The sequence below is a fragment of the Myxococcus xanthus genome (assembly GCF_013116825.1).
In the GTDB taxonomy this organism is placed as follows: domain Bacteria; phylum Myxococcota; class Myxococcia; order Myxococcales; family Myxococcaceae; genus Myxococcus; species Myxococcus xanthus_B.
On the sequence record NZ_JABFNS010000024.1, the window covers coordinates 1 to 20,772 of the forward strand.

The following is a 20,772-nucleotide window of genomic DNA, read 5'->3' on the forward strand; positions in this document are numbered from 1 at the left end:
GCCGCCGCCTCCTCCGCCACCGCCCAGCAGCGGCGTCGCGTCGGGGTTGAGCACGTTGTACTGGACGGAGACGGTGCCGGTGAGGGTGGGCAGCAACGCGGCCAGGGCGACTCGCTGCACGCCCGCCGCGGACTCCACCTGGGCCAGCGCGGTGTACAGGCGGGTGGAGCGTTGACGCAGCAGGTGCAGCGCCTCCTCCCAGGTCGCCACCTGCATGTCGGCCGGGGGAACGGGCTCCAGCAGCGGGTCGGACACCGGGAACCGCGGTGGCTCGGGTGTCTCCGGGGAGAGGGCGGGAGCGCGAGCCGCGGGGGGCTCCACGCCCGCGTCGGTGCCTGGGCCCGCCTGGGCCAGCAGGAGGCTGGAGGTGTGGGACAGCAGGACTGCGAGCAGCAGGGCATTCATGGGAGCGCGCGCACAGGTAGGAAGCGCGTTGCCCAGCCACCACGGCCGACGGGGCTGCCCTGCGTCTGGTGGACAGAATAAGGGACGGGGCTGTGTGTCAGTGCATGGAGAAGGGCATGACATGCAGCCCCTGGGGCAGGGCTGCTGTCATGCACGGCCTCCAGGGGTGATGCGAATGCGCGAGCTTGGACAACAGCTCAGAGCTCCGCGTCCCAGTCGTAGTCGAAGCGCAGCATCTTCGTGAGGGTGCGTGCGTCCGTTCTCGGGAGGCTGGGCGCGAGAGGGGCCTGTGGCCGGCCGAAAGCGGCGCTGGGGCCAGCACGCCTGCGAAGCCTCGCGCGTTGACGTGCTCGCAGTCGAGGTTGGCGGTCATGTCGAACGAGGGGCCCAGGAAGGCCAGTGCCTTCAATACGCCCGCGCCCGCCGACCAGGCGCGCAGCTCGGACTCCAGGAGGTTCAGGCCTTCGACGTGGGTGAGCGTCGAACCGCTCAGGTGCGCTCGCACGGCGATGGTGGGTCACGCATGCGGATGCCAAGGCGCTGGACAGGGCGCCGCCCCGTGTCGCTGCATCACGGGACCCTCATGGATGGCGTAGCCTTGCGTCCTTCCTCCGCCACCATGGAGTCGGAATGAGAGTGGAAGAGTTTCGCCGTGCCCTCGACAAGCGAAGCGCCTCTCGTGGGCTGGAGGTGGTCTTCCACCCACCCGCTTCAACCGAGGCCCTCCAGGCGCTCTCGGCGCGGCTTGGCGGACCGCTTCCATTCCAGGTCGAGCTCTTCTTGCGCGCGCATGATGGACTCGTCGTGCGGGAGCCCGCGCTGAGCGTCCTGCCCTGTGCACAGTGGGTGCCGGTGGGCGGCTTCGTGCATTTCGCCACGTTCGACGGCAAGCATCGGCTGGGCTTCGACACCCGGAGCCGGAATGTCGCGGACCAGTGGGACATCGTCCATGTCGATACGGGCGACTGCGTGACGCTGACGATGGCCAGCTTCTGGTCCAACAAGGTGTTCGCGTGGGTGGACAAGCGCCGGCCCATCTGGGAGTCCCAGGAGGCCGTGCCGCCGTGCGGCGCGAGTTGACGCTGACGCGCCTGGGGAGCCAGTCTTCCGGCTGATGCTCAAGCTCCAGTGGCTCCAGGTCCACCAGTTCCGCTCCGTGAAGCCCGGGACGCGGTTGCTCTTCAGCCCGTCCCTCAACGTGCTGCTCGGAGAGAACGGCACCGGGAAGTCCACGCTGCTGGACCTCGCTGCCGCCGTGGTCAGCTCGGACTTCACGCCGCTGCGGCATGAGGCGTTCGATCTCGAATATGCGCTGGCCGCGGACACCGGCCGCATCACTGTGCGCGTGCGCAACGTGCCCTCGGGCGCGGAGGGCACGAGCGGCCTGTCCATGGACATCACCGTGGCCCCGCGCGACATGGCCTGGCCGTTGGTCATCCACCGCGAGGGCCAGCAGCTCCGCGTCTCCCGCGAGGACGACACCACGGACGTCGTGCATGAGCGCATCGCCCCCGAAGTCGGTGGCCGGCTCTGGCTCGTTTTGATGTCGGGCGGCATCGCCTGGGTGGAGAAGACGGGCGAGGGCACCGCCGCCGTCGAGCCGATGCTCGCCATGGCGCGCGAGGTCTCCGCGCAGGCCGACCTCCGCCGCTTCGACGAGGGGCTCGCCCACTTCGACCAGCTCTGGCGCGCCGAGCTGCGGCTCTCCCGCCGAACGGAGGGCGTGCTCGCCACGGGCACGGGCGTGGCTTCGGAGGACCTGCTCGACGGCCTGCGCAAGGTCGCCGCCGCGCAGTGGGGTGCCTCCCGCTACGTGTTGTCCTCGGAGAACGTCCCCTTCCTCCGTGACGCCGCCCGGCTCCTCGGCTTCGCGTCCGCGGAGGCGCTCCTGTCCCTGTTGGAGACCCAACCCCAGGGCAAATACGAAACGATGTCCCTGGGAAACCTGGACCTCTGCTTCGTCACCGCCGCCGGCCAGCGCCTCTCCGCCCGTCAGCTCGGCTACGGACAGAAGCGCCTGGTGGCCTTCCTTCACTACCTGGCCCACGCCCGCGCCGTCGTCATCGCGGATGAGGTCGCGCACGCCTTCCACCCCCGGCAGGTCCGCGCCATCCTCGAACAGCTTGAACCCCGGCAGGCCCTGCTCACCAGCCAGAGTCCGGAGCTGCTCGACAGTCTCACCTTCGACTCGCCCGAGCAGGTGCGCTCCACCTTCGTGCGTTGCCGCCGCGAGGAGGACACCGGCCAACTCGTCTGGGAGAACCTGTCCCCCGACGCAGCCGGGGACTTCTTCACCGCCTGGCGCGCCGAGCCCCGCCGCGTGGGCGAGCTGCTTCAAGCCAAGGGTCTCTGGTAGCCAGTCGCGTGGGCCCCGAGGGCCGCGGGACGTCAGCCGGCCAACGGCTCCGCGAAGAGGTGTACCCGTCCGTGCGTGTGGCTCGCCTATCCTCACCAGCCGGGGAGGGTGCCGCGCATGCCGATGCTGACCGTCAACGGAACGGAGCTGTACTACGAGGATTCGGGTGGCACGGGCGTGCCCGTCGTGTTCAGCCACGGCCTGCTGTGGAGCAGTCGCCTCTTCGATCCGCAGGTGGAAGCGCTGTGCGGACGTTACCGATGCATCGCCTATGACCACCGGGGCCAGGGCCAGAGCGCCGTGCCTCCGGCGCGCGTCATCGACATGGAGACGGTGTACCTGGACGCGGTGGCGCTCATCGAGCGGCTGGGCGTAGGGCCCTGTCACTTCGTGGGCCTGTCCATGGGCGGCTTCGTCGGCATGCGCATCGCCGCGCGGCGGCCGGACCTGCTGCGCTCGCTGGTGCTGATGGAGACGTCCGCAGACCCGGAGCCCCTTCACAACGTGCCGCGCTACACGCTGCTCAACCTCACCGCGCGCCTGGCGGGCCTGCGCCCGGTGGCGGACCCGGTGATGCGCATCATGTTCGGCCGCAGCTTCATGACGGACCCCAACCGGGCCGAGGAGCGCAGCCGCTGGCGCACGCGCCTCATGGAGAACCGCCGCGACATCTGGCGCGCCGTCAACGGCGTCATCGAACGGCGCGGCGTGGCCCACGAAATCCCACACATTCGCGTGCCCACGCTCGTCGTCGTCGGCGCCGAGGACACGGCCACTGTCCCCGCCAAGGCGCAGCGCCTGCACCGGCTCATCCCCGGCTCACGCCTGGTGACCCTGCCGCGCGGAGGGCACTCCTCCACCGTGGAGGAGCCCGCGCTCGTCAATGCCACCTTGGGAACATTCCTGGACGCGCAATCCGAGACGCGGACCTCCAGGGCGGTGTGACGGACTGCCGCCAGCGGGAACGAAATGCCAGCTCAGCGTGGCGTATTCCTGCTGTCAGTCGCCCGCGTCACGGGCGAGAGGAGCTGGGCCCAGAAGCGCCGGGGAAACGGCTCCACGAGCCCGAGCGGATACTGCTCGGGCCCGGTGGGCCGGTGGTAGGTGCCGAAGAGCCAATCCGTCCACGGCGCGAGGTTGCCGAAGTTGTGCCGCGTGTGCCGTTCGCGCGCGTGGTGCCAGTGGTGCAGTTCGGGCGCGCCGAAGAGGAAGCCCAGCGGCCCCAGCGGCAGCCGGACGTTGGCGTGGATGAAGATGGCCCACAGCCCGCGGAAGGCGATGAGCATCGCCAGCGTCTCGAGCGGAAAGCCCATCATCATCGCGGGGAGGTTCACCACCAACTGCGTGAGCAGTCCGTCCACGGGGTGCTCGCGGTGCGCGGCGAGCCAGTCGAGGTGCTCGGCGGAGTGGTGGACGGCGTGGAAGCGCCAGAGGAAGTCCACCTGGTGTGACAGTCGGTGGAAGCCGTAGACGAGCAGGTCGCAGAGCACCACCGCTTCAAGTGCCTGGAGCCACCAGGGCTGGCGTGCCACGGTGGCCTGGAGCCCCGACAGCAGGTCCAGGTGCAAGAGCGCCTGCACATGGCTCAGCATCAGCAAGGCCAGCGGCGCGAGCACCAGGTACTGCGCCACGAAGTAGGCGAGGTCGGTGCGGAAGGCAGGGCGCAGCAGCGGCTGTCCGGGGCGCGCGGCCCAGGCCTTCTCCAAGGGCCAGAAGACGCACGCGAGCACTCCGAAGGAAATCGCGGCTCCCCCGCCTAGGACCTCCAGGCTCATCACGGCGTGGCCGGGGGCGCCGCGTCACCGGCGTCGAGGGCGTGCAGGCCGCCCTCCGGCATGCCGAACAGCGGGCGGATCTTGGTCCCACCGAAGAAGGTTCCTGCCGCCGTCGCCACCACGAAACCCAGCAGGAGGACCGCGAGGACCACCGTCACCGTACGAAGAACCTTGCTGCCTTGTGATTGCATGGACATGCGCACTCCCGTTGTCCGGGAGGCTACACCACACAGGTTCTCAGCCCGACCGCATCTGGCAGTCCACCCGGTGCGTGCTGCAGGCGGGACGTCAGTACACGTAGGGCGTGCGCTTCGCCCAGCTCGTCTTGCCATAGTGCTTGTGGAGATAGCGGAAGGCCTCCCGTGCCTCGCGCGTGGCCTGTCCGCAGCCGCGCTTGCTGGCGCGGACCGCGCGGAACAGGGCGATGGGCGAGCGCGGGTCCTCCGGGTGGGCCTGGGCCCAGGCGATGGCGACGCGGGCGAAGTAGGGCACCGAGTTGCCCGCGTCCTGGAGGGCCTTCCACTCCCGCGCCGCGTCCGGTGCGTCGGGCGTGTCCTCGAAGTGTACGGAGGGCACGCTCGCGTCTGGCTTCAGGCCGCACCACCAGTTGCGCTGGTAGGAGATGTCCATGGTGAGGCTGAGGCTCGGATGGGTGTTCGCCAGCCGGTCCTGGCCCGGGTAGAGCCGCGCGGAGACGACGGGCAGTCCCATGAGGAGCAGTTGGGCCTCGAATTGACGCTCTTCGGGCGTGGGCTTGCCGGCGAGCGCCAGCAGCTCCGCCTTCGCCTTGGGCTCCGTCTCCGCCAGGCGCTTCGCCACGGCCTGAATCGTCGCGTCGTCACCCGCGACGGTGGCGCGCGCGAAGGCGGTCCACATGAGCTGCCGCCGAAGGGCGGGAGGCAGGATGTCCCCCGCCGCCAGCTCACCCATGCGCTTCGCCGTCAGCCGGGGCTCCAGCATGGCCACGGCACGCGGGCTGAAGAACTGGGGCCGTTCGGCCAGCGGCGTGGTGTAGGGCTCGGAGTAGCTGCTGCTCATTTCATAGTCGGCGACGATGTTGACGGCTTCCCGCATGGCCTCGTCCACGTCTCTGGCCACCGCGAGCCGCTCCTCGCGCAGCAGGTTGTCCGTGGAGGGAAGGTCCCGAGTCAGCTCGGCGGGCACCGTCGCGAGCCGCGCCCGCGCCGCCTCCACCTCGCCTCGGCCGTGCAGGAGCCGCGCGGCATGGTACGCCACCGTCAGGCCGGCGGGAGACGTGGGCGCGACCTTCGCGGAGGCGGAGAGCAGCTCCGGTACGCCCGGAGCGTCTGGCGTCGCCTTGACCAGCGCGGCGACGAGCCACGGCATGTGCGCGGTCTTCTTCCAGCGGGCCAGGGCTCCGTCGTATTGCGCGCGGCGCTCCGCATCGGGCGCCGCGCTGTAGGGCGTGTCCTTCATGGCGTGGAGCCACGCCTGGAGCGCCTCGGCGGGCGCGGGGAGGCCCTCGCAGGTGCTCGCTTCCCGCAACATCAGGTCGAGGTCGCCCAGCTCCGAGGTGAGGGCGGTGCCCGTCCCGGGTTCGAGCACGTGCGACAGCAGCTCACAGTGCCAGGTCTTGGGTCGCAGCCGGTAGCGCACCAGGCTCCGCAAGCCGCGCGCGGGCGCATGGACGCTCCGCAGCTCCGGAGAGGCGAGCACGGCATCGAGCACCCGGTCCGCCTCGCCCAGCCGCGAGAGGAAGACGGCGTCTTCCCGCGACTCGAAGTGATACTCACCCTTCTTCTCCATCAGCGCCTGCCGGACGTGGGTACGCGCCACGAGGTAGGCGGCGAGCGCCCGGTAGGGCGATTCCTGCGACGCAGCGAGCTTCTGGAACGAGGACAAGGCGCCGGGATAGTCGTCGCAGTAGAAGCGCGAGGCCGCCTCCTGATAGGCGCGCTCGTCCCGCCGGCGGGCCTGGTGCTGCGCGCTCACGCCTTCATCCAGCCGCGGGTCAGGCTCCGGCAGGATGGTGCAGGGGCCGAAGACGGCGTCCTGGTTGCGCACCCACTCCTCCACCAGCGCGGGGTGCTTCTTCCACGTCTGGGCCAGGTCGGTGGCGGTGTTCGCGGCGCGCTGGAACGCGTCACCCTGGATGCGGGGGACCTGTGCATAGCTCACCTGCCGGGAATGTTCGGGCGAGGCTTCCGGGAGCTGAGGCGCCACCTGCTTCCGTACCGCCAGCCAGCGCTGGAATCCGGGCGTCAGGGAGATGTGCTCCGGCAACGCCTGGTGCATGAGCTCCCAGCGCGTCACCAGGGGCTGTTGCTCCTCGGGCGTGGTGGGAATGCCCATCATCGTCCGATAGGCGAACGCGAGGTAGGCGGTGCGCATCGAGCCGTGCACCACGCCCAGCCGCCCGGACGCGAAGGTGGAGAGCGGCCAGTCGGGATGGCTGCTGGTGACGAACACGGGCCCGGCGGAATCGTAGGCACATGCCCGCGCTTCGGTGGGGGCGAGCAGGAACGCGAGGCCGCTGGTGACGGTGATGAGCAGCTTCTTCATGGATGGAGCTCCGCGACCGCGCGCGTGAACGCCTCGGGCGTCCAGGGGCGGGGGTTGAAGACATAGAGGGTGGAGACGCCAGGGGGCACGGCCTGCCACTCATCGAGCGCCAGCCCCACGCTGCCCCGGCAAGGGGCGGGCAGTCCGCGCGCGAAGCGGGCCCGCCACGTGGGGGCCTCCGGACCCATGCGGAAGAGCTGAGGCACCACCTCGTCCACGGGCGCGTGCGTCAGCCAGCTTCCGGGCGTGCACCATGAGGCGAGGCCGGTGATGGACAGCGCCATTGATGGGGGCAGCTTCTGGCGGAGCGCCTGGAGCAGCGCGACGTAGGCGTCGTATTCGGACGCGCGGGCATCGAAGTCAATCTGGAGCGCCGTCAGCTCCGGAAGGCGCGCCAGCGTGGCGAGCCGGTCCGCCAGCGCGTGCAGTCGCTCGGGCGGGTACTTCGCGAGCGACGCGCCCGGACGGGCCTCCATCCGCACCGTGGCCCTCAAGGGTGTCCCGGGCGGAACGTGGAGCGGCTGCCTGCGCGGGTGTTCGCGCACCTCCGTCTCCGTGAGCGCGAGCGTGGCGCGCAGGAAGGCCACGGTGACCGGGCGCCCCGTCCGCGCGAGGAAGCGGAGGTCTTCCGGCCGCTCCCAGGCCCAGAGCACCACCTGTGGAGGCTCCGGCGGCGTGGGCGTGCTGCACGACAGGAGCACGGCGAGGGTGGCCAGCAGGCCGCGCCGTGTCCGGGGTGCCACGAGGGGCGAAGGGGATGGGGGAAGCATCGTGGTCGTCGGGCCGCACTCGCGCGGTGGACCGGACTGTTTGCAACGCGCGTTCCGGGGGCGCGCCGCCTCAGGCCTGGGCCGCGCGCTTGTTCTGGGCGCGGCGCCGGAGCCAGTTGCGGAGGAAGGCCATCACCGCGGGGTGCTTTGACTCACGGAAGGCGTCTGGCGGGCCGTACTCCACGATGCGGCCTTCGTGCATCAGGGCCAGGTGGTCCGCCATGCCAAAGGCGGAGGCCACGTCCGGCGTAATCACCAGCGAGGTGGCGCCGAGCTGCTGCTTGCCGGTGGTGATGATTTCATTCACGGCCGCGGTGGTGAGCGGATCCAGTCCGGCGGTGGGGTCGTCGTAGAGGAGAATCTTCGGCTGGAGGATGGTGGCGCGCGCGAAGCCCACGCGCTTCTGCATGCCGCCGGACAGCTCGCCGGGGAAGCGCTGCGTCGCGTGCGACAGGCCCACGCGCTCCAGCGTCTTGTTCACCGTCTCGGCGATTTCCGCCTCGGGCATGCGGGTGCGCTCGCGCAGGGGGAAGGCCACGTTGTCGAACACGGTGAGCGAGTCGAAGAGGGCGTTCGCCTGGAAGAGGATGCCCTGCTTGCGGCGCATCTGGTCGAGCGCGGCCTCGTTCATCCGCGCGATGTCCTCGCCATCCACCAGGACGGTGCCCCGGTCCGGTCGCAAGAGGCCCATGATGTGCTTCATCAGCACCGTCTTGCCCGACCCGGACACGCCCATCAGCACGCAGGTGGTGCCTTCGGGCACTTCCAGGTTCACTCCCCGCAGCGCGTGCTGGTCCCCGAAGGACTTGTGGAGGTCCCGCACTTCGATGGCCAGCTTGCGGGAGGACGGTGGGCTCGAGGGACTCATGGCCGCGCGAACATAGTGCGCGTCCGCTGCCTTCCGCCTCCAAGAAGCGGCTGCCTGGCGTGGGGAAGGGGCGCCCGGCCGCCCGGCTTCCAGCCCGGTGTGGAATGGCGGTCAGAGGCGGGGCGGCCCCTCGCCACGGGGCTTGCCCTGGGCGCGGAGGGCGCGATGCTTCGAGGTCCGAGGGGGAGAGGGAATGACACATGAGGCGTCCAGAGGCCGGGCGCCGGGGAGGCAAGGCGTTTGGCGACGGTGTCCCTGGAGGACGTGCGCAAGGTGTACCGGGGCGGCGTGGCCGCGGTGAAGGGCGTGAGCCTGGACATCGCGGACGGCGAGTTCATCTCGCTGGTGGGCCCGTCGGGCTGCGGCAAGTCCACGACGCTGAACCTCATCGCCGGGCTGGAGGAGACGTCGGGTGGCACGCTGCGCATCGATGGCGCGGTGGTGAACGACATGTCACCGCGGGAGCGGGACGTCGCCATGGTGTTCCAGAGCTACGCGCTCTACCCGCACCTGGACGTGGCGCGGAACCTCGCCTTCCCGCTGAAGGTGGCGGGGATGGCGAAGGCGGACATCGACGCGCGCGTGCGCGAGGTGGCCTCGCTGCTGGGGCTGGAGGGCCTGCTGTCGCGCAAGCCGAAGGAGCTGTCGGGAGGCCAGCGGCAGCGCGTGGCATTGGGGCGCGCCCTGGTCCGCCGTCCCAAGGTGTTTCTCTTCGACGAGCCGCTGTCCAACCTGGACGCGGCGTTGCGCACGCAGATGCGGGGGGAAATCAAGAAGCTGCACGAGCAGCTCAAGGCCACCTTCGTCTACGTCACCCACGACCAGGCGGAGGCGATGACGCTGTCGGACCGCGTGGTGGTCATGAACCAGGGTGAGGTGCAGCAGGTGGCTCCACCGCGCGAGCTGTACGACGCGCCGGCGAACCTGTTCGTGGCGGGCTTCTTCGGCGCGCCACGCATCAACCTGGTGAGGCCCCGGACGCTGGGGCTGCCGGACGCGGACGTGGTGTTGGGGCTGCGCCCCGAGCACCTGGAGGTGGGGCAGGGCACGCCGCCCCCAGGCGCGCTGGAGGGCCGCGTGTACCTGGTGGAGCTCATGGGCGCGGAGAGCTGGGTGACAGTGGACGTGGCCGGGGAGCGCATGGTGGCGCGCGCCGCCGGGGACTTCCGTGTGCCCACGGGCGCTCCGGTGTGGCTGCGGTATGACGCGGCGAAGCTGCGGCGCTTCGACGCGAAGTCGGGCCGGGCCCTGTAGCGGGCCTCAGGCGTAGACCTGTTCTCCCTCCAGGCTCATGTCGAGCCGGCGGTTGAGTTGGTCCAGCCGCTCATATCGCTCGCGCAGCAGGTCGCGATGGGCGCGCGGGTCCGCATGGGCCATCTCTTCCAAGAGCACGCGCAGCGCTGTGTCCAGCGCTTGCTTCACGTCGCGCGCCTCCACGGCGGACAGTTCCAGCAACATGGTGCACCTCCTGCCTGGAACGTTAGGCACGCACCTGCCCATGTGGTCCCGATGCCTGCCCGGAGTTCGCCAGGGCTGGCGGCCTGGCGCCTCGCGCTCTCCTGGCAGGACATGCGGCTCGGCGGCCCCCGCGTTCGCGCGGCGGTGGAGCGGCGGGCCGTCGTCGCGAGCGCTCCACCGTGTGCGCCGTCGCAGGTGCGTCCCGTCACGCCCGCTCGCACTGTTGTCTGGGAGTCCCGGACGGGCCGGGCACCCGAGCGCGAGGAGGCCGGAATGATTCGGACAGATGACGTACACGAAGGCATGACCGTGCGGACGGCGACGGGCCGTGTCATCGGGCGCGTGGCGGGCATCGGAGACACGCACTTCGAACTGGAGCAGGGGCTGGTGCCCATTCCCCGGCGCGACTACCTGGTGGAGTTCTCCGACGTGGACTTCATCCGCGGCCATGACGTCTACCTCGTCAACGCGGACCACCCACTCCTCACGCTGGAGGTGGATGACGACGGCGGCGCGCTCCCACCTCGCCATTCCAACGGACTGGAGCGCGAGCCCGTGAATATCGACGTGGAGTCTTGAGCCGCGAGAAAACGAGTGACGCAAGGCGTTGCACGCTCGCTCTGGCCCGCTCTGGAAGGGTCGCCGGACAAGCCCTGAGTGCCGGGTAAGCGTCGGGAATCACTCAGGTTGGGCCGCCCTGGAATGTCAGACGGTCAGTCTAGACATGACTGCTTCGACGGGCATTCCAGGTGGGGTCATGCAACGGTTTTCGGCATCATGTGTCACGGTCATTCTCTTCGCTTTCGCGTTCGCATGCAGCGCGGGTCCGCGCGCGGAGGACGGGGGAAACAACGGGGCGGCGGAGCAGGGGCTGTTCTTGTCCACACCCCGCAAGCTCCTGCCCTTCGTGGTGATGGAGGGTGGGCGTGTGCTGGCCTCGGGCGGGCATGACGGGAGCCGAACGCTGGGGAGCTGCGAGGTGTTCGAGCCGGAGACGGGCCGGTGGCGTGAGACGGGGGCCCTGCACACGCGCCGACGCAACCACGCCGCGGTGCGGCTGGCGGACGGCCGAGTGCTGGTGATGGGCGGCTCCAACGGCGTGGCGATGGGCGCGCTCGCGGACGCGGAGGTGTATGCGCCGGCCACCGGGACGTGGACGGAGGTTCGCCCCATGGGCGTGGCGCGCAATGACCCGGCCGCGGTGCTGCTGGCGGATGGGCGCGTGCTGGTGGCGGGCGGGACGGATGTGGACCAGCGGCCGTTGCGCTCGGCGGAGCTGTTCGATCCTGCGACGGGGATGTGGAGCGCCGCGTCGCCTCCGGGCTTCTCACGGGGTGGGGCCCAGACGGCGGTGGTGCTGGCCAACGGCAAGGCCCTGTTCGTGAGTGGCCTGCAGGCGGAGCTGTATGACCCGGTGACGGGACTCTGGGAGAAGGCGGGACTCCCCGGTGGGGCGGCGGGCACGCACCGGCTGGCGCACTCGGTGACGTTGCTGCCGGATGGGCGCGTGTTGGTGGTGGGGGGAACCACGGCACGCGCGGCGGCCACGGCGGAGGTGTATTCGCCGGAGACGGGTGTGTGGACCCTGGTGGGCGCGCCCAATGTGCCTCGTGAGCATCATGCGACGGTGGTGCTGCCGGATGGCGCGGTGCTGATGATGGGCGGCGAGCACTACACGACGGGGGCGCTCGCGTCGGTGGAGCGCTTCGATTTGAAGACGGAGACGTGGTCTTCCGCGCCCGCGCTGGACGAGCCGCGCGAGAAGCTGGGCGCCCTGGCGCTGGGAGATGGCGCGGTGCTGGTGATGGGCGGCGGCAACGAGGCGGCGGGCATGCTGTCCGAGAGCGAGCGCTATGTCCCGGATGCTTGTGGCGTGGTGCCGTGTGTTGCGCGGGAGATGGGGGCGCCGAGGCCGTGATGGAGCTCTCCGTGGCCAGGCAGGTCGAGTGACGCGCGTCTCGCGGGCCTCGCTGTGTGTGGGTGAGCGCGGCGAGGCTCGAGCTCGCAGGGGGGCGAACGGGCGGGCAGGCGTTGAGGGTGACTCCACCGTTAGCGCCGGGTGAGATGCGGGTATGAACCCGTGGAAGGCGTCGCTGGTGGTGTGCGTGTGGCTCGTGGCGTGTGGTGGCCCGGAGGCTCCGCAGCGCTCCTACGCTGGCTGGTCGGAGCGCGTGGCGGCATCCGCGTGCGCGTATGAGGAACAGTGCGGAACCCTGGCGGTGTCACGCGAGCAGTGCGAGGCGGACCGCATCGCGGCCTACGCGGCGGTGGAGGCGGACCTGTCGCGAACCGAAACGGGCGCGAAGGCGGGCTGTGTGCAGTGCATGCGCGTGCGCATCGATGAACTCGACGCGGTCACCGCGAGCGGTTGCCTGCAATCCATCGACGAAGCCCGTCTGCTCGCTGTGTGCGGCGTGGATGGCGCGGCCTGTGCGGGCGTGCCCTGACTCCGGCGATTTCACGGCTGCTCGCTGCGTTCCGGAGTCGCGGGCCTCTCGGGGCGTGAGCCGCTGACGGCGTGTGGACTCCGCGCGCACCGCGTGCCGGTGCGTGACAGACTGCGCGGCCATGCGCACCCGGACCCTGTTGCTTGCCCCGTTGCTGCTCTCCACTTCCTGCGCCACCGTCTCTCCGAAGGCACAGGCACCGGACGCCACCACCGCCGAGGCGAAGTCCCCGGTACCCGAGCGTCCCTTTGGCACCCTGCGCGAGCAGGCGAAGCGCCAGCAGGCGTGGCTGGCCGAGCGCGTGGAGAAGGCCCTGCCCCAGCTCATGCGTCAGCACGGCGTGGACATGTGGGTCATCCCCATGCGCGAGTACAACGAGGACCCTGTCTTCAAGGCGCTCGTCTCGCCAACGACGTTCGCCGCGCGCCGCCGGACCATCTACGTCTTCTTCGACCGAGGTCCGGAGCAGGGCGTGGAGCGGCTCGCGCTGGGAGGTGGCTCGCAGGGAGGCCTCTACACGCCGCGACGCGCGCAGCGGCAGGTGGACGGCGGCGGTGTGAGCCGGCAGGCGGAGCTGTGGGGGCCTGAGCAGTGGCAGGTGCTCAAGGAGGTGGTGGAGGAGCGCCAGCCCAAGCGCATTGCCCTCAACGTGTCCCGCACCTTCGCGTTCGCGGACGGCCTCAGCCATGGTGAGTACAAGGGCATGGCGGAGGCGCTCGGGCCGGACTGGGTGAAGCGCTTCACGTCGGTGGACGGGCTGGCGGTGGACTTCATCGCCTGGCGCAGCGCGGACGAGGCCCGCTTCTACGAGGAGCAGACGAAGCTCGCGTGGAACATCATCGAGACGGCCTTCTCCAACCAGGTCATCACCCCGGGCGTCACCACCACCCGTGACGTGGAGTGGTGGATGCGCCAGCGCCTGGCGGACCTGGGCCTGGAGACGTGGTTCCATCCCTCGGTGGACATCCAGCGGCAGGGCGTCACGGAGCAGGAGCTGGGCGACGACCCCATCATCCAGCGCGGAGACGTACTGCACTGCGACTACGGCGTCACCGCGCTGGGCCTCAACACGGACACCCAGCACATGGGCTACGTGCTGCGCGAGGGCGAGCAGGACGTCCCCGCAGGGCTGAAGGCCGCGCTGAAGACGTCCAACCGGCTGCAGGACATCGTCTTCGAGGAGCTGCGTCCCGGCCGCACGGGCAACGAAATCCTCCGCGCCTCCCTCGAGCGGATGCGCGCCGAGGGCATCGACGGCACCGTGTACTCGCATCCCATCGGCCTCCACGGCCACGGCGCTGGCCCCATGGTGGGCCTGTGGGACCGTCAGGAGGGCGTGCCCGGCAATGGAGACCACCGGGTGATTGCGAACCAGTGGTACTCCATCGAGCTGCAGGCCACGTCCGCGGTGCCGGAGTGGAACGGCCAGCGGGTGCGCTCGGCGCAGGAAGAGGACATCACCATCGACGCCGAGGGCCGCGTGCACTGGGGCTGGAAGCGCCAGACGGACTTCCATCTGGTGCGCTGAGCACGGCGCCGGGATGCAGGGCGAGCGGCCTCACTCCGGGGCCGCTCGCGGCGAGCCCTACTGTGGCCGCGCGACGGTGAAGCCCGACAAGACCCAGGGGAACGCGTTTGCGTCGAGCAGGAACGTCGACAACGTCTCCCCGGAAATGAGTTGCTTGGGCTCCCAGGCTCCGGCGCGGCGCCTGCGGTAATAGGTCTTGTTGTCCTGGGGAAGCGGATATTCAGTCCAGGCCAACCAAGGCTCGTTGTCGCGGTCCACGACGAGCCTGAGCGATGCATGCGTGCTGGTCTGGCTCAGGACTTCGATTGATTCGGGCGTGGACCAGTTGGATGACCAGGAGTGCAGCGCCGCGGATGAGAATCGGATGGTGCTGACATGGGTCGTGGGGTTGAACTCGCTCCATGCGAGGGCGGCGCGGTTGTTGGGCTGAAACGCAAGCTCGATTCGATCCACGGATGTGTCCGCCGGGATGGGGATGGACGAGCCCACGGGAACCCATCTTCCGTTCTCGAACATGCTGACGTGAAGGTGGAGGGAGCCGGTATCAGCGGACGTCTCCAGCCAACTCACGAAGACTACGTTGTAGGCGGCGATGGCTGCCCGCCACGAAGGGGTGCGAGGCGCGGGGTTGGCACTGAGCGGCTCTCCCAGGGCAATCCACTCCGTGCCGTTCCACTCGATGACGCGCACTTCGGTTTCGTTCAGCTCAGGCATCTGTTCCAACGCGATGACGGGACGTCCCTTCCAGTTCAATGCCAGCTTGACCTGGGTGTACTCAGATTGTGTGTCGTAGGGCGTCCCCAGGCGTCGCCAGGCTGTTCCGTCGTAGCTCACCACGTGAATCTGGTCGAAACCGGTTTCTTCAACCTCTTCGCGCCAGGTGGCGACGAGGGTCTCTCTCGTCGCGGCAATCTGGAGGTCCAGGGCGCGCCGGGAGCGTGCATCTTCCGCCCGGAGTGGAGGGAGCTGCTGCCATGCATGACCATCCCACTGCGCGACGGCCGGCTCCGCCGTCTCCGATGCGCTATCGGTGTAGCCGACGACGGGCATTGTTCCGCTAACGCCGCTTCCCAGCACGAGCGACATGGGGACGACGGAGGAGTCCGTCGGGTCCAGGGGCTCCGTGGCGCGGGCGAAAGGCCAGTAGGTGGCGTTGTGGGTGAGGGAGAAGGCCGTCAGGCGCGGGTCGAGCAGGTTGCCGGCCCGGTCGGTCAGCGTTCGCTGGAGCAACACCGCATGGAGCGTGGTGGGAGGGCGGACCGGCGATGTCGGCACCAGCTCGAGGACCGTTCCGTCCTCACTGAGGACCGCTTGATGGGCGACGGAGAACCCGTCCGGGTCGCGCAGTTGGGTGGGCACGGACTGGAGTGAGCCCGGCAGCAGTGGCTCGGAGAAGACGAACGCCAGCGGCGACGTCGTAGCCGGGTGGCTGAGGCTTGGGCGCCGGGAGACGATGGTGGGGGGCGTGCGGTCCACCACCACGGAGGCGCTCTCCGCCTCGAAGTTCTGTTCCTCGCCCACGGCTCGTGCCACGAACGAGAAACGGCCCTCGGCATGCGTGGCGCAGTCGATGACGTGTTGGTAGGGCGACTCCAGCGTCATGGGCTCCTGCGCGTTCGTGAGGAGCTCCACGCGCTCCGGCGTGCCGCCTTCCACGGAGACGGAGAGCGTCCACTGTCCTTCCCGGCAGTACTCGGGTCCTTCGGTCCGCACGGTGACGCGCAGCTCGGGAGGTGGCTCCTCTTCGCCAACGGGAGGCGGCTGGACAGGCTCTGACTTCAGGGTGTCACAGGCGGTGGTTCCCAGTGCCATGTAGAGCAACGGGAGCGCCCAGCGGGCGCGAGTGCGGCGGGGAGTCATGAGGAGCCTCTCGGGTGGAGTTTCGCGTGTCGTGCCTTGGACACGCGAACCCGCGAAGTTGGGACTCAGCGCGCGAAGCTGATTCCCAGACTGCCCCCGAGCGACAGCGCGGACGCGGTGCCCGCCTCCTCACGGACCCAGGTATGTCCCGCGTTCAAGAGCAGCGACACGCCAAAGGGCCCGTGCACGGGCAGCCATGCGCCTCCCGCCGCGCCCACGGTGGGTTGCAGGGCGAGCGCTTTCTCTCCATTGCTGGGCTGCCATTGCTGGGACAGGGTGGCGCCCACCTCCACCGCGCCGTGGAGCCGCAGGCTCCGCCAGACGCGCGCGTCATGGCCCACGCCCAGCCGCAGCGTGTGGTCGTTCTGCCGGAGGTTCCCGGAAGGATGCCGTCCATGTCGCACGTCCATGCCTGCGGTCATGACGTTCGCCCAGGCCGCCGCCCACGTGTACTGGAGCGCGGCGGTGCCACCCATCATCGCTCCGAAGGACGGAACGAGCGGCCTGCCGACGCTGGGCCCCACGTGTATCCGCAACGCTGACGCCTGCTCGCCCTTGAGCGAGTTGACCTCCAGCCGCTGGGGGCGGAGCTGGGCCCGCGTGAGCTGCGCGCGCCCGGCGTCGGGCACCTGCACGCGCGCCGTCATCGCGGTGTGCTCGCCGCGAGTGGTGACGATGTAGCCACCCGCGGGAAGGGCGAGCGTGGCTGTGCCCGCGCCCTTGCGCAGGTTGCCCAGGAAGGGTTCTCCCGCCAGTGTGAAGACGGTCCAGTCCCCGGGCTCGTCGATGGCGAGCGTCAGCAATGACGTGGCCTGTGCGGGAGAGGAGAGGACGAGGTCCCCCTTCCCCTGGAGGTCGAAGTGGAAGCTGGGGTGCTGCGCGCCCGCGCGGGACATCAGCGAGGACTCCACCGTCCGCGCGTAGGAATAGGTGTAGGCCTCCGCGAGCGTGACGCGGCCATCCCCGGACACGTCCGCCGCCCCGCGCAGCGCGGCGACCAGGTGGTGCGTGAAGACGGAGCCCCCGAGCGCGTCCGACTCCTGCGCGGCCTCATCCGCGGCGGAGGCGGTGATGATGACCCGTCCCGCCAGCTCCGGCCGCTCCACGCTGACCAGGACGCCGGGGATGGGCTTCAGCCCCTTGAGCCGCACCGCCTCGCCGGATTGGCACGAGTCCACCACCAGCAGCGCGACGCTCACCGGCGCGCGCTCGATGAACCGCACCAGCTCATGCAGGGGCAGGTTCGTGCCGGACAGGTGCAGCTCGCCCGCGTCCGCATGGCTGGAGACGTAGACGAAGAGCTGATCTCCCTTCCGAGCCTGCGCCTGGAGGTGGCGCTCGAAGCGGGACACCGCCTGTCGCACCGTGTCCGCGTCATTTCCCAGGACGAGCACGGCATCCTCGCGCCGCACGCCGCCCACCTCGTACAGCACGTCCATCAGGGTGCGCGCGTCACGCTCCGCGTAACGCAGCACCGCGTCCGCGCTGGAGCCCCGGTTGTTGCCCACCGCCAGGGCGAACCGGCGCGGGCCGCCGTCCGCGACCGCTGCCGTTGGCTGCGCCGCCACCACCGCCGCCAGGAGCAGGGCGAGCGTCATGGACGGGCCTCGACCTGGAGCGCCACGGCCGCGTGCGCCACGCCCGGTGGGACGCCGGCGAGCGACAGACACGCGGCCGACATCGGCGCGGCGCGGCACTCCGGCTTCAGCGTGCCCAACCAATCCCGGACGGTGTCGAGCCGCAGCGGCGTCTCCGAGTACAGCGCGTGCACCACGAAGTCTCCTTGGGTGACCTGGAACAGAGGGGCGGGCTGCGCGGCGGCCAGCTCGCCGCTCTGACGTCCTTCGGGGGGCCACAGTGCCTCCACCTGTTTTCCGTTGTCCATGGCGACGACCAGCGCGTAGCGGTGCCCCCCACTCCTCAGCCGGAGCGCCACCTCGTCTCCTTCCTGGAGCAGGGGATTGATTTCGCCGTCCTTCAGCCGGAGCAGCTCCACCTGGGGAGGCCCCTTGATCCGCATGCCCAGGAGCGGCTCCAGCGTCTCCGGACGGACGAAGGGGGCCTCGGGGGAGGGGCCCTCGGGCGAGGTCACCGGGTCCACCGCCCGTGCTCCGCGGACCACCACCACGGTGGCCAACGTGGCCAGGGCGGGGACGAGCAACCACCGAATGCGCCAGGGGGCGCGGGGCTTCCGTGGCGGGGCGGCCCGCTCTGACAGGACGCGAGCCCGGACGCGGGTGAAGTGGGGCCCGGCACGGACCTTCTCGGCGTGCGATTCCAGCAGCGCCAGCCGCTCACGGCAGGCGGCGCAGGACTCCAGGTGTGGCGGACTCATTCCGCCCGCGACCACCTCGTCCAAGACGAGGTCCGACAGGTGTTCACTCATCCGGCACCTCTTCGAATCCCCTCGGGCTCACCCAGCGCGCGGGCCAGGGCGCTGATGCGCTGGACGTCGCGGACAATGGTCTTCCGGGAGAGCCCCAGGACCTGGGCAATCTCCTCCTGGGACATCCCGTCCAGGTAGTGCAGCGTCGCCACCGTGAGGGCGCGCTCGTCCAGCTCGCGCGCCAGCTTCATCAGGAAGTCGCGGCACTCGGTGGCGGCGAGCGCGTCGACGGCGCCCTCGTGTCCGGCGTCCTCCGGAGCGACGTCCCGCAGGGCCCGGGCGCGGAGCATGTTGAGGCAGACGTTGGTCGTCACCCGGTAGACGAACGTCATCGGCCGGGCCTCCCGCCGGAAGTCGGCGGCGGACTGGAGGACGCGGATGCAGGACTCCTGCACCGCGTCCCAGGCGTCTGCCTCGCGTTGAAGCAAGGCGAAGGCCCTCCGGTACATGCCAGGGGCATACCGGTCGTACAGGTCCTGGAGCTCCCTGGCGCTCAACCCTGGCGGCATCTTCGCCACCTTGGACACGGGGGGCGGGACAACTGGGACATTTCCCGTGCGAAAAGGTGCCGGGGCCCCAAGGGCCGCCTCGCCTGCATCAGGGGGGCGGCGTCCCCGTCATGGACTGGAGCAGCGTCACCAGCGCGCGCTTCTCCCCGTTCGTCAGCTCCAGCGGCACCATGGTCACCGTCTTCTGACCCACGAAGCCGCCGGCCGCGTCGCCGCCCGCGTTGTAGAAGTCGATGACCTCCCCCAACGTGGCCTGCTCGCCGGTGTGCATGTACGGCGCTGTCAGGGCCACGTTGCGCAGCGACGGCGTGCGGAACGCGCCTTCCAGCGTCGCCGGGTCCGCCTGGGTGCGCAGCGTCTGGAGCCGCGCCGCGATGGTGCCGGTGGGCGCGTCGCTGTAGCGGCTGGCGGCGTTGAACTCCCAGTCCAGCAGCGGCGTCAGCGCGCTCCACTGCCCGCCCGCGCCCGGGCTGCTGTCCTGCACGCCGATGTTGTGGAACAGGTCGTCGGTGAGCGCCGGCCCCTTGTGGCAGACGATGCACTGGCCCTTGCGCAGGAACGTCTTCAGTCCCAGGTACGCCGGGTCCGCCTCCGCCTGGCCGGCCTCGGCCGCCGTGATGAAGCGCCGCACGTCCGTGTCGAAGGGGGCGTCGATGCGCACGAGCGTCCGTTGGTAGGCCGCCATCACCTTGCCCACGTTGGCCAGCAGCGCCGAATCCGTTTCGTCCGCGGGCGCCTTGCCGAAGAGGGCCTGGTACTCCGTGGTGTACGACTCCACCGCGGTGAGCCGGGCGCGCACCACCTGCGCGTCCGTGTTCATCTCCACCGGGTTGAGCAGCGGCAGGATGGCCTGGTTCCAGAGCCGGTCCGCCCGTCCGTCCCACATGAACCAGCGGTTGTAGGCCACGTTCAGCAGGGTGGGCGGGTTGCGCTCGGTCAGGTGCCCGTCGCAGCCCTTCGCCTTGGCGGTGGGCACCGTCAGGCCCTCGCCGCCATGGCAGCTCGCGCAGGACACCGTGCCGCAGCGTGACAGGCCGCTGTCGTGGAACAGCACGTCGCCCAGCGCCTCGGCGCGCGCGAGCCCGTCCATCCGGTTGGTGCTGTCCTTCGGCGGCTGCCGCCCCAGGCTGTGGAGGCTGCGGAGCTGGTCCAACTCGTCGAGGTTGGGGAACGGCTCTTCGGATTCACACGCCATGCCCGACCCGCCCAGGGCCAGGGCGAGCGTCACGGCGCGCAAGCGGTACGAATTCATCACCCAACTCGTCTTTCTGCGAAGGACCCGGGAAGCTTCGCGTCCCCTTCGACGCGAATCAATCCACAAGGGCCTCTTGCCCGTCGGACGAGTTCGTGCTGATGGCGTGACGCCGCTACGCCTGCCCCATGGGGAGGGCGGGGCGGGCGGCGTCACGGGCGTGCTTCAGAACCTCAGGCGCCGCAGCTCAGGGTGAAGTCGCGCGTGGCGGTGCCGTAGTCGCCCACCTTCACCGTGGAGGGCTCCGGGGTGATGGTCGGCGTGGCGCCCGTCTCGCACTTCAGCCCGCCGCCCGCCGCGAGCCCGACCTGGAGGTCGGTGTTGCTGGGCACCCCCGACACCGTGAAGGAGCAGCGGTTGCCGCGGCTCGGCTTCAGCATCGTCCGGCCGAGCCCGTTGGTGGGCGCGTCCGGCGAGGCCACGATGACCTGGAGCTGCCCGCAGGCTTCATCGGCACGCAGCCCGCTCTCCGGCAGGCGGATGACGCCGGCGATGGTGGCGTTGCCTTCACGGCCACCACCACCGCCCGTGGTGGCGCAACCGGACGCGGCAAGGACCAGGGCGGCTACGGCAATGCGATACATGAATTCCTCAATTCTCGATGGTTGAGATGGCGGCAAGGTCGCCGTGCAAGC

The 20,772-nt window shown here is 70.2% G+C and carries 20 protein-coding genes and 1 pseudogene; 8 read left to right on the forward strand and 13 right to left on the reverse strand.

Annotated elements, in window-relative coordinates; translation table 11 throughout:
* Positions 1 to 405, reverse strand: a pseudogene (locus tag HNV26_RS09215) (TolC family protein); the annotation flags it as partial.
* A 630-nt stretch (positions 406 to 1,035) separates the two neighbouring features.
* Between HNV26_RS09215 and HNV26_RS38265 the strand changes: the two are divergent.
* The 3 genes from HNV26_RS38265 to HNV26_RS09230 all read left to right on the forward strand — a co-directional run bounded on the left by HNV26_RS38265 (position 1,036) and on the right by HNV26_RS09230 (position 3,706).
* Positions 1,036 to 1,485 carry an SMI1/KNR4 family protein gene (locus HNV26_RS38265; protein WP_253816372.1) on the forward strand — a complete coding sequence of 150 codons (450 nt, stop codon included), beginning with the start codon at positions 1,036 to 1,038 and terminating at the stop codon, positions 1,483 to 1,485.
* Between the two features lie 34 nt (positions 1,486 to 1,519).
* Entirely contained in the window at positions 1,520 to 2,761 is a 1,242-nt protein-coding gene (locus tag HNV26_RS09225) for an AAA family ATPase (protein ID WP_171444091.1), read from the forward strand.
* Between the two features lie 117 nt (positions 2,762 to 2,878).
* Positions 2,879 to 3,706, forward strand: a complete 828-nt coding sequence (locus tag HNV26_RS09230) for an alpha/beta fold hydrolase (protein WP_171444090.1) — start codon at positions 2,879 to 2,881, stop codon at positions 3,704 to 3,706.
* A gap of 32 nt (positions 3,707 to 3,738) precedes the next feature.
* On the opposite strand, the gene HNV26_RS09235 is transcribed toward HNV26_RS09230, so the two are convergent.
* From HNV26_RS09235 to HNV26_RS09255, 5 genes are all read right to left on the reverse strand, one after another.
* Positions 3,739 to 4,491, reverse strand: a complete 753-nt coding sequence (locus HNV26_RS09235; protein ID WP_366816819.1) for a sterol desaturase family protein — start codon at positions 4,489 to 4,491, stop codon at positions 3,739 to 3,741.
* A 44-nt stretch (positions 4,492 to 4,535) separates the two neighbouring features.
* Positions 4,536 to 4,733 (reverse strand): hypothetical protein, encoded by a 198-nt coding sequence (locus tag HNV26_RS09240; RefSeq protein WP_171444088.1) that lies wholly within the window; start codon positions 4,731 to 4,733, stop codon positions 4,536 to 4,538.
* Between the two features lie 91 nt (positions 4,734 to 4,824).
* The gene (locus HNV26_RS09245) at positions 4,825 to 7,059 is read right to left on the reverse strand and encodes a hypothetical protein (RefSeq protein ID WP_171444087.1); all 2,235 of its coding nucleotides are present in this window, start codon (positions 7,057 to 7,059) and stop codon (positions 4,825 to 4,827) included.
* Positions 7,056 to 7,829, reverse strand: a complete 774-nt coding sequence (locus tag HNV26_RS09250; RefSeq protein WP_171444086.1) for a DUF3142 domain-containing protein — start codon at positions 7,827 to 7,829, stop codon at positions 7,056 to 7,058. The genes HNV26_RS09245 and HNV26_RS09250 overlap by 4 nt, the downstream gene beginning before the upstream one ends.
* A 70-nt stretch (positions 7,830 to 7,899) precedes the next feature.
* Positions 7,900 to 8,697, reverse strand: coding sequence for an ABC transporter ATP-binding protein (locus HNV26_RS09255; RefSeq protein WP_171444085.1), 798 nt, complete (start codon positions 8,695 to 8,697; stop codon positions 7,900 to 7,902).
* Between the two features lie 240 nt (positions 8,698 to 8,937).
* Here HNV26_RS09255 and HNV26_RS09260 point away from each other — a divergent pair, with 240 nt between their 5' ends.
* Positions 8,938 to 9,951 carry an ABC transporter ATP-binding protein gene (locus HNV26_RS09260; protein WP_171444084.1) on the forward strand — a complete coding sequence of 338 codons (1,014 nt, stop codon included), beginning with the start codon at positions 8,938 to 8,940 and terminating at the stop codon, positions 9,949 to 9,951.
* A 6-nt stretch (positions 9,952 to 9,957) separates the two neighbouring features.
* Here the strand turns inward: HNV26_RS09260 and HNV26_RS09265 are convergent, their stop codons facing one another.
* Positions 9,958 to 10,155, reverse strand: a complete 198-nt coding sequence (locus tag HNV26_RS09265) for a hypothetical protein (RefSeq protein WP_171444083.1) — start codon at positions 10,153 to 10,155, stop codon at positions 9,958 to 9,960.
* A 51-nt stretch (positions 10,156 to 10,206) separates the two neighbouring features.
* Here HNV26_RS09265 and HNV26_RS38270 point away from each other — a divergent pair, with 51 nt between their 5' ends.
* The 4 genes from HNV26_RS38270 to HNV26_RS09285 all read left to right on the forward strand — a co-directional run bounded on the left by HNV26_RS38270 (position 10,207) and on the right by HNV26_RS09285 (position 14,130).
* Entirely contained in the window at positions 10,207 to 10,734 is a 528-nt protein-coding gene (locus HNV26_RS38270; RefSeq protein ID WP_253816373.1) for a hypothetical protein, read from the forward strand.
* A 298-nt stretch (positions 10,735 to 11,032) separates the two neighbouring features.
* Positions 11,033 to 12,073, forward strand: coding sequence for a Kelch repeat-containing protein (locus HNV26_RS09275; RefSeq protein ID WP_253816374.1), 1,041 nt, complete (start codon positions 11,033 to 11,035; stop codon positions 12,071 to 12,073).
* Positions 12,074 to 12,227: 154 nt separating this feature from the next.
* Entirely contained in the window at positions 12,228 to 12,602 is a 375-nt protein-coding gene (locus HNV26_RS09280; protein WP_171444081.1) for a hypothetical protein, read from the forward strand.
* 121 nt (positions 12,603 to 12,723) lie between these two features.
* Positions 12,724 to 14,130: a M24 family metallopeptidase gene (locus HNV26_RS09285; protein ID WP_171444080.1), complete on the forward strand. Its 1,407-nt coding sequence runs from the start codon at positions 12,724 to 12,726 to the stop codon at positions 14,128 to 14,130.
* Positions 14,131 to 14,187: 57 nt separating this feature from the next.
* Here the strand turns inward: HNV26_RS09285 and HNV26_RS09290 are convergent, their stop codons facing one another.
* From HNV26_RS09290 to HNV26_RS09315, 6 genes are all read right to left on the reverse strand, one after another.
* Entirely contained in the window at positions 14,188 to 15,990 is a 1,803-nt protein-coding gene (locus tag HNV26_RS09290; protein ID WP_253816375.1) for an Ig-like domain-containing domain, read from the reverse strand.
* Between the two features lie 65 nt (positions 15,991 to 16,055).
* Entirely contained in the window at positions 16,056 to 17,588 is a 1,533-nt protein-coding gene (locus HNV26_RS09295) for a caspase family protein (protein ID WP_171444079.1), read from the reverse strand.
* Positions 17,585 to 18,376: a hypothetical protein gene (locus HNV26_RS09300; RefSeq protein WP_171444078.1), complete on the reverse strand. Its 792-nt coding sequence runs from the start codon at positions 18,374 to 18,376 to the stop codon at positions 17,585 to 17,587. Before HNV26_RS09300 ends, HNV26_RS09295 begins: the two co-directional genes overlap by 4 nt.
* Complete coding sequence (locus tag HNV26_RS09305) at positions 18,373 to 18,903, reverse strand: RNA polymerase sigma factor (protein WP_171444077.1); 531 nt, start codon at positions 18,901 to 18,903, stop codon at positions 18,373 to 18,375. Before HNV26_RS09305 ends, HNV26_RS09300 begins: the two co-directional genes overlap by 4 nt.
* 70 nt (positions 18,904 to 18,973) lie before the next feature.
* The gene (locus tag HNV26_RS09310) at positions 18,974 to 20,137 is read right to left on the reverse strand and encodes a cytochrome-c peroxidase (RefSeq protein ID WP_171444076.1); all 1,164 of its coding nucleotides are present in this window, start codon (positions 20,135 to 20,137) and stop codon (positions 18,974 to 18,976) included.
* Between the two features lie 173 nt (positions 20,138 to 20,310).
* A complete protein-coding gene (locus tag HNV26_RS09315) occupies positions 20,311 to 20,721 on the reverse strand; it encodes a hypothetical protein (protein ID WP_171444075.1) in 411 nt (136 codons plus the stop codon).
* Between the last annotated feature and the right edge of the window lie 51 nt (positions 20,722 to 20,772).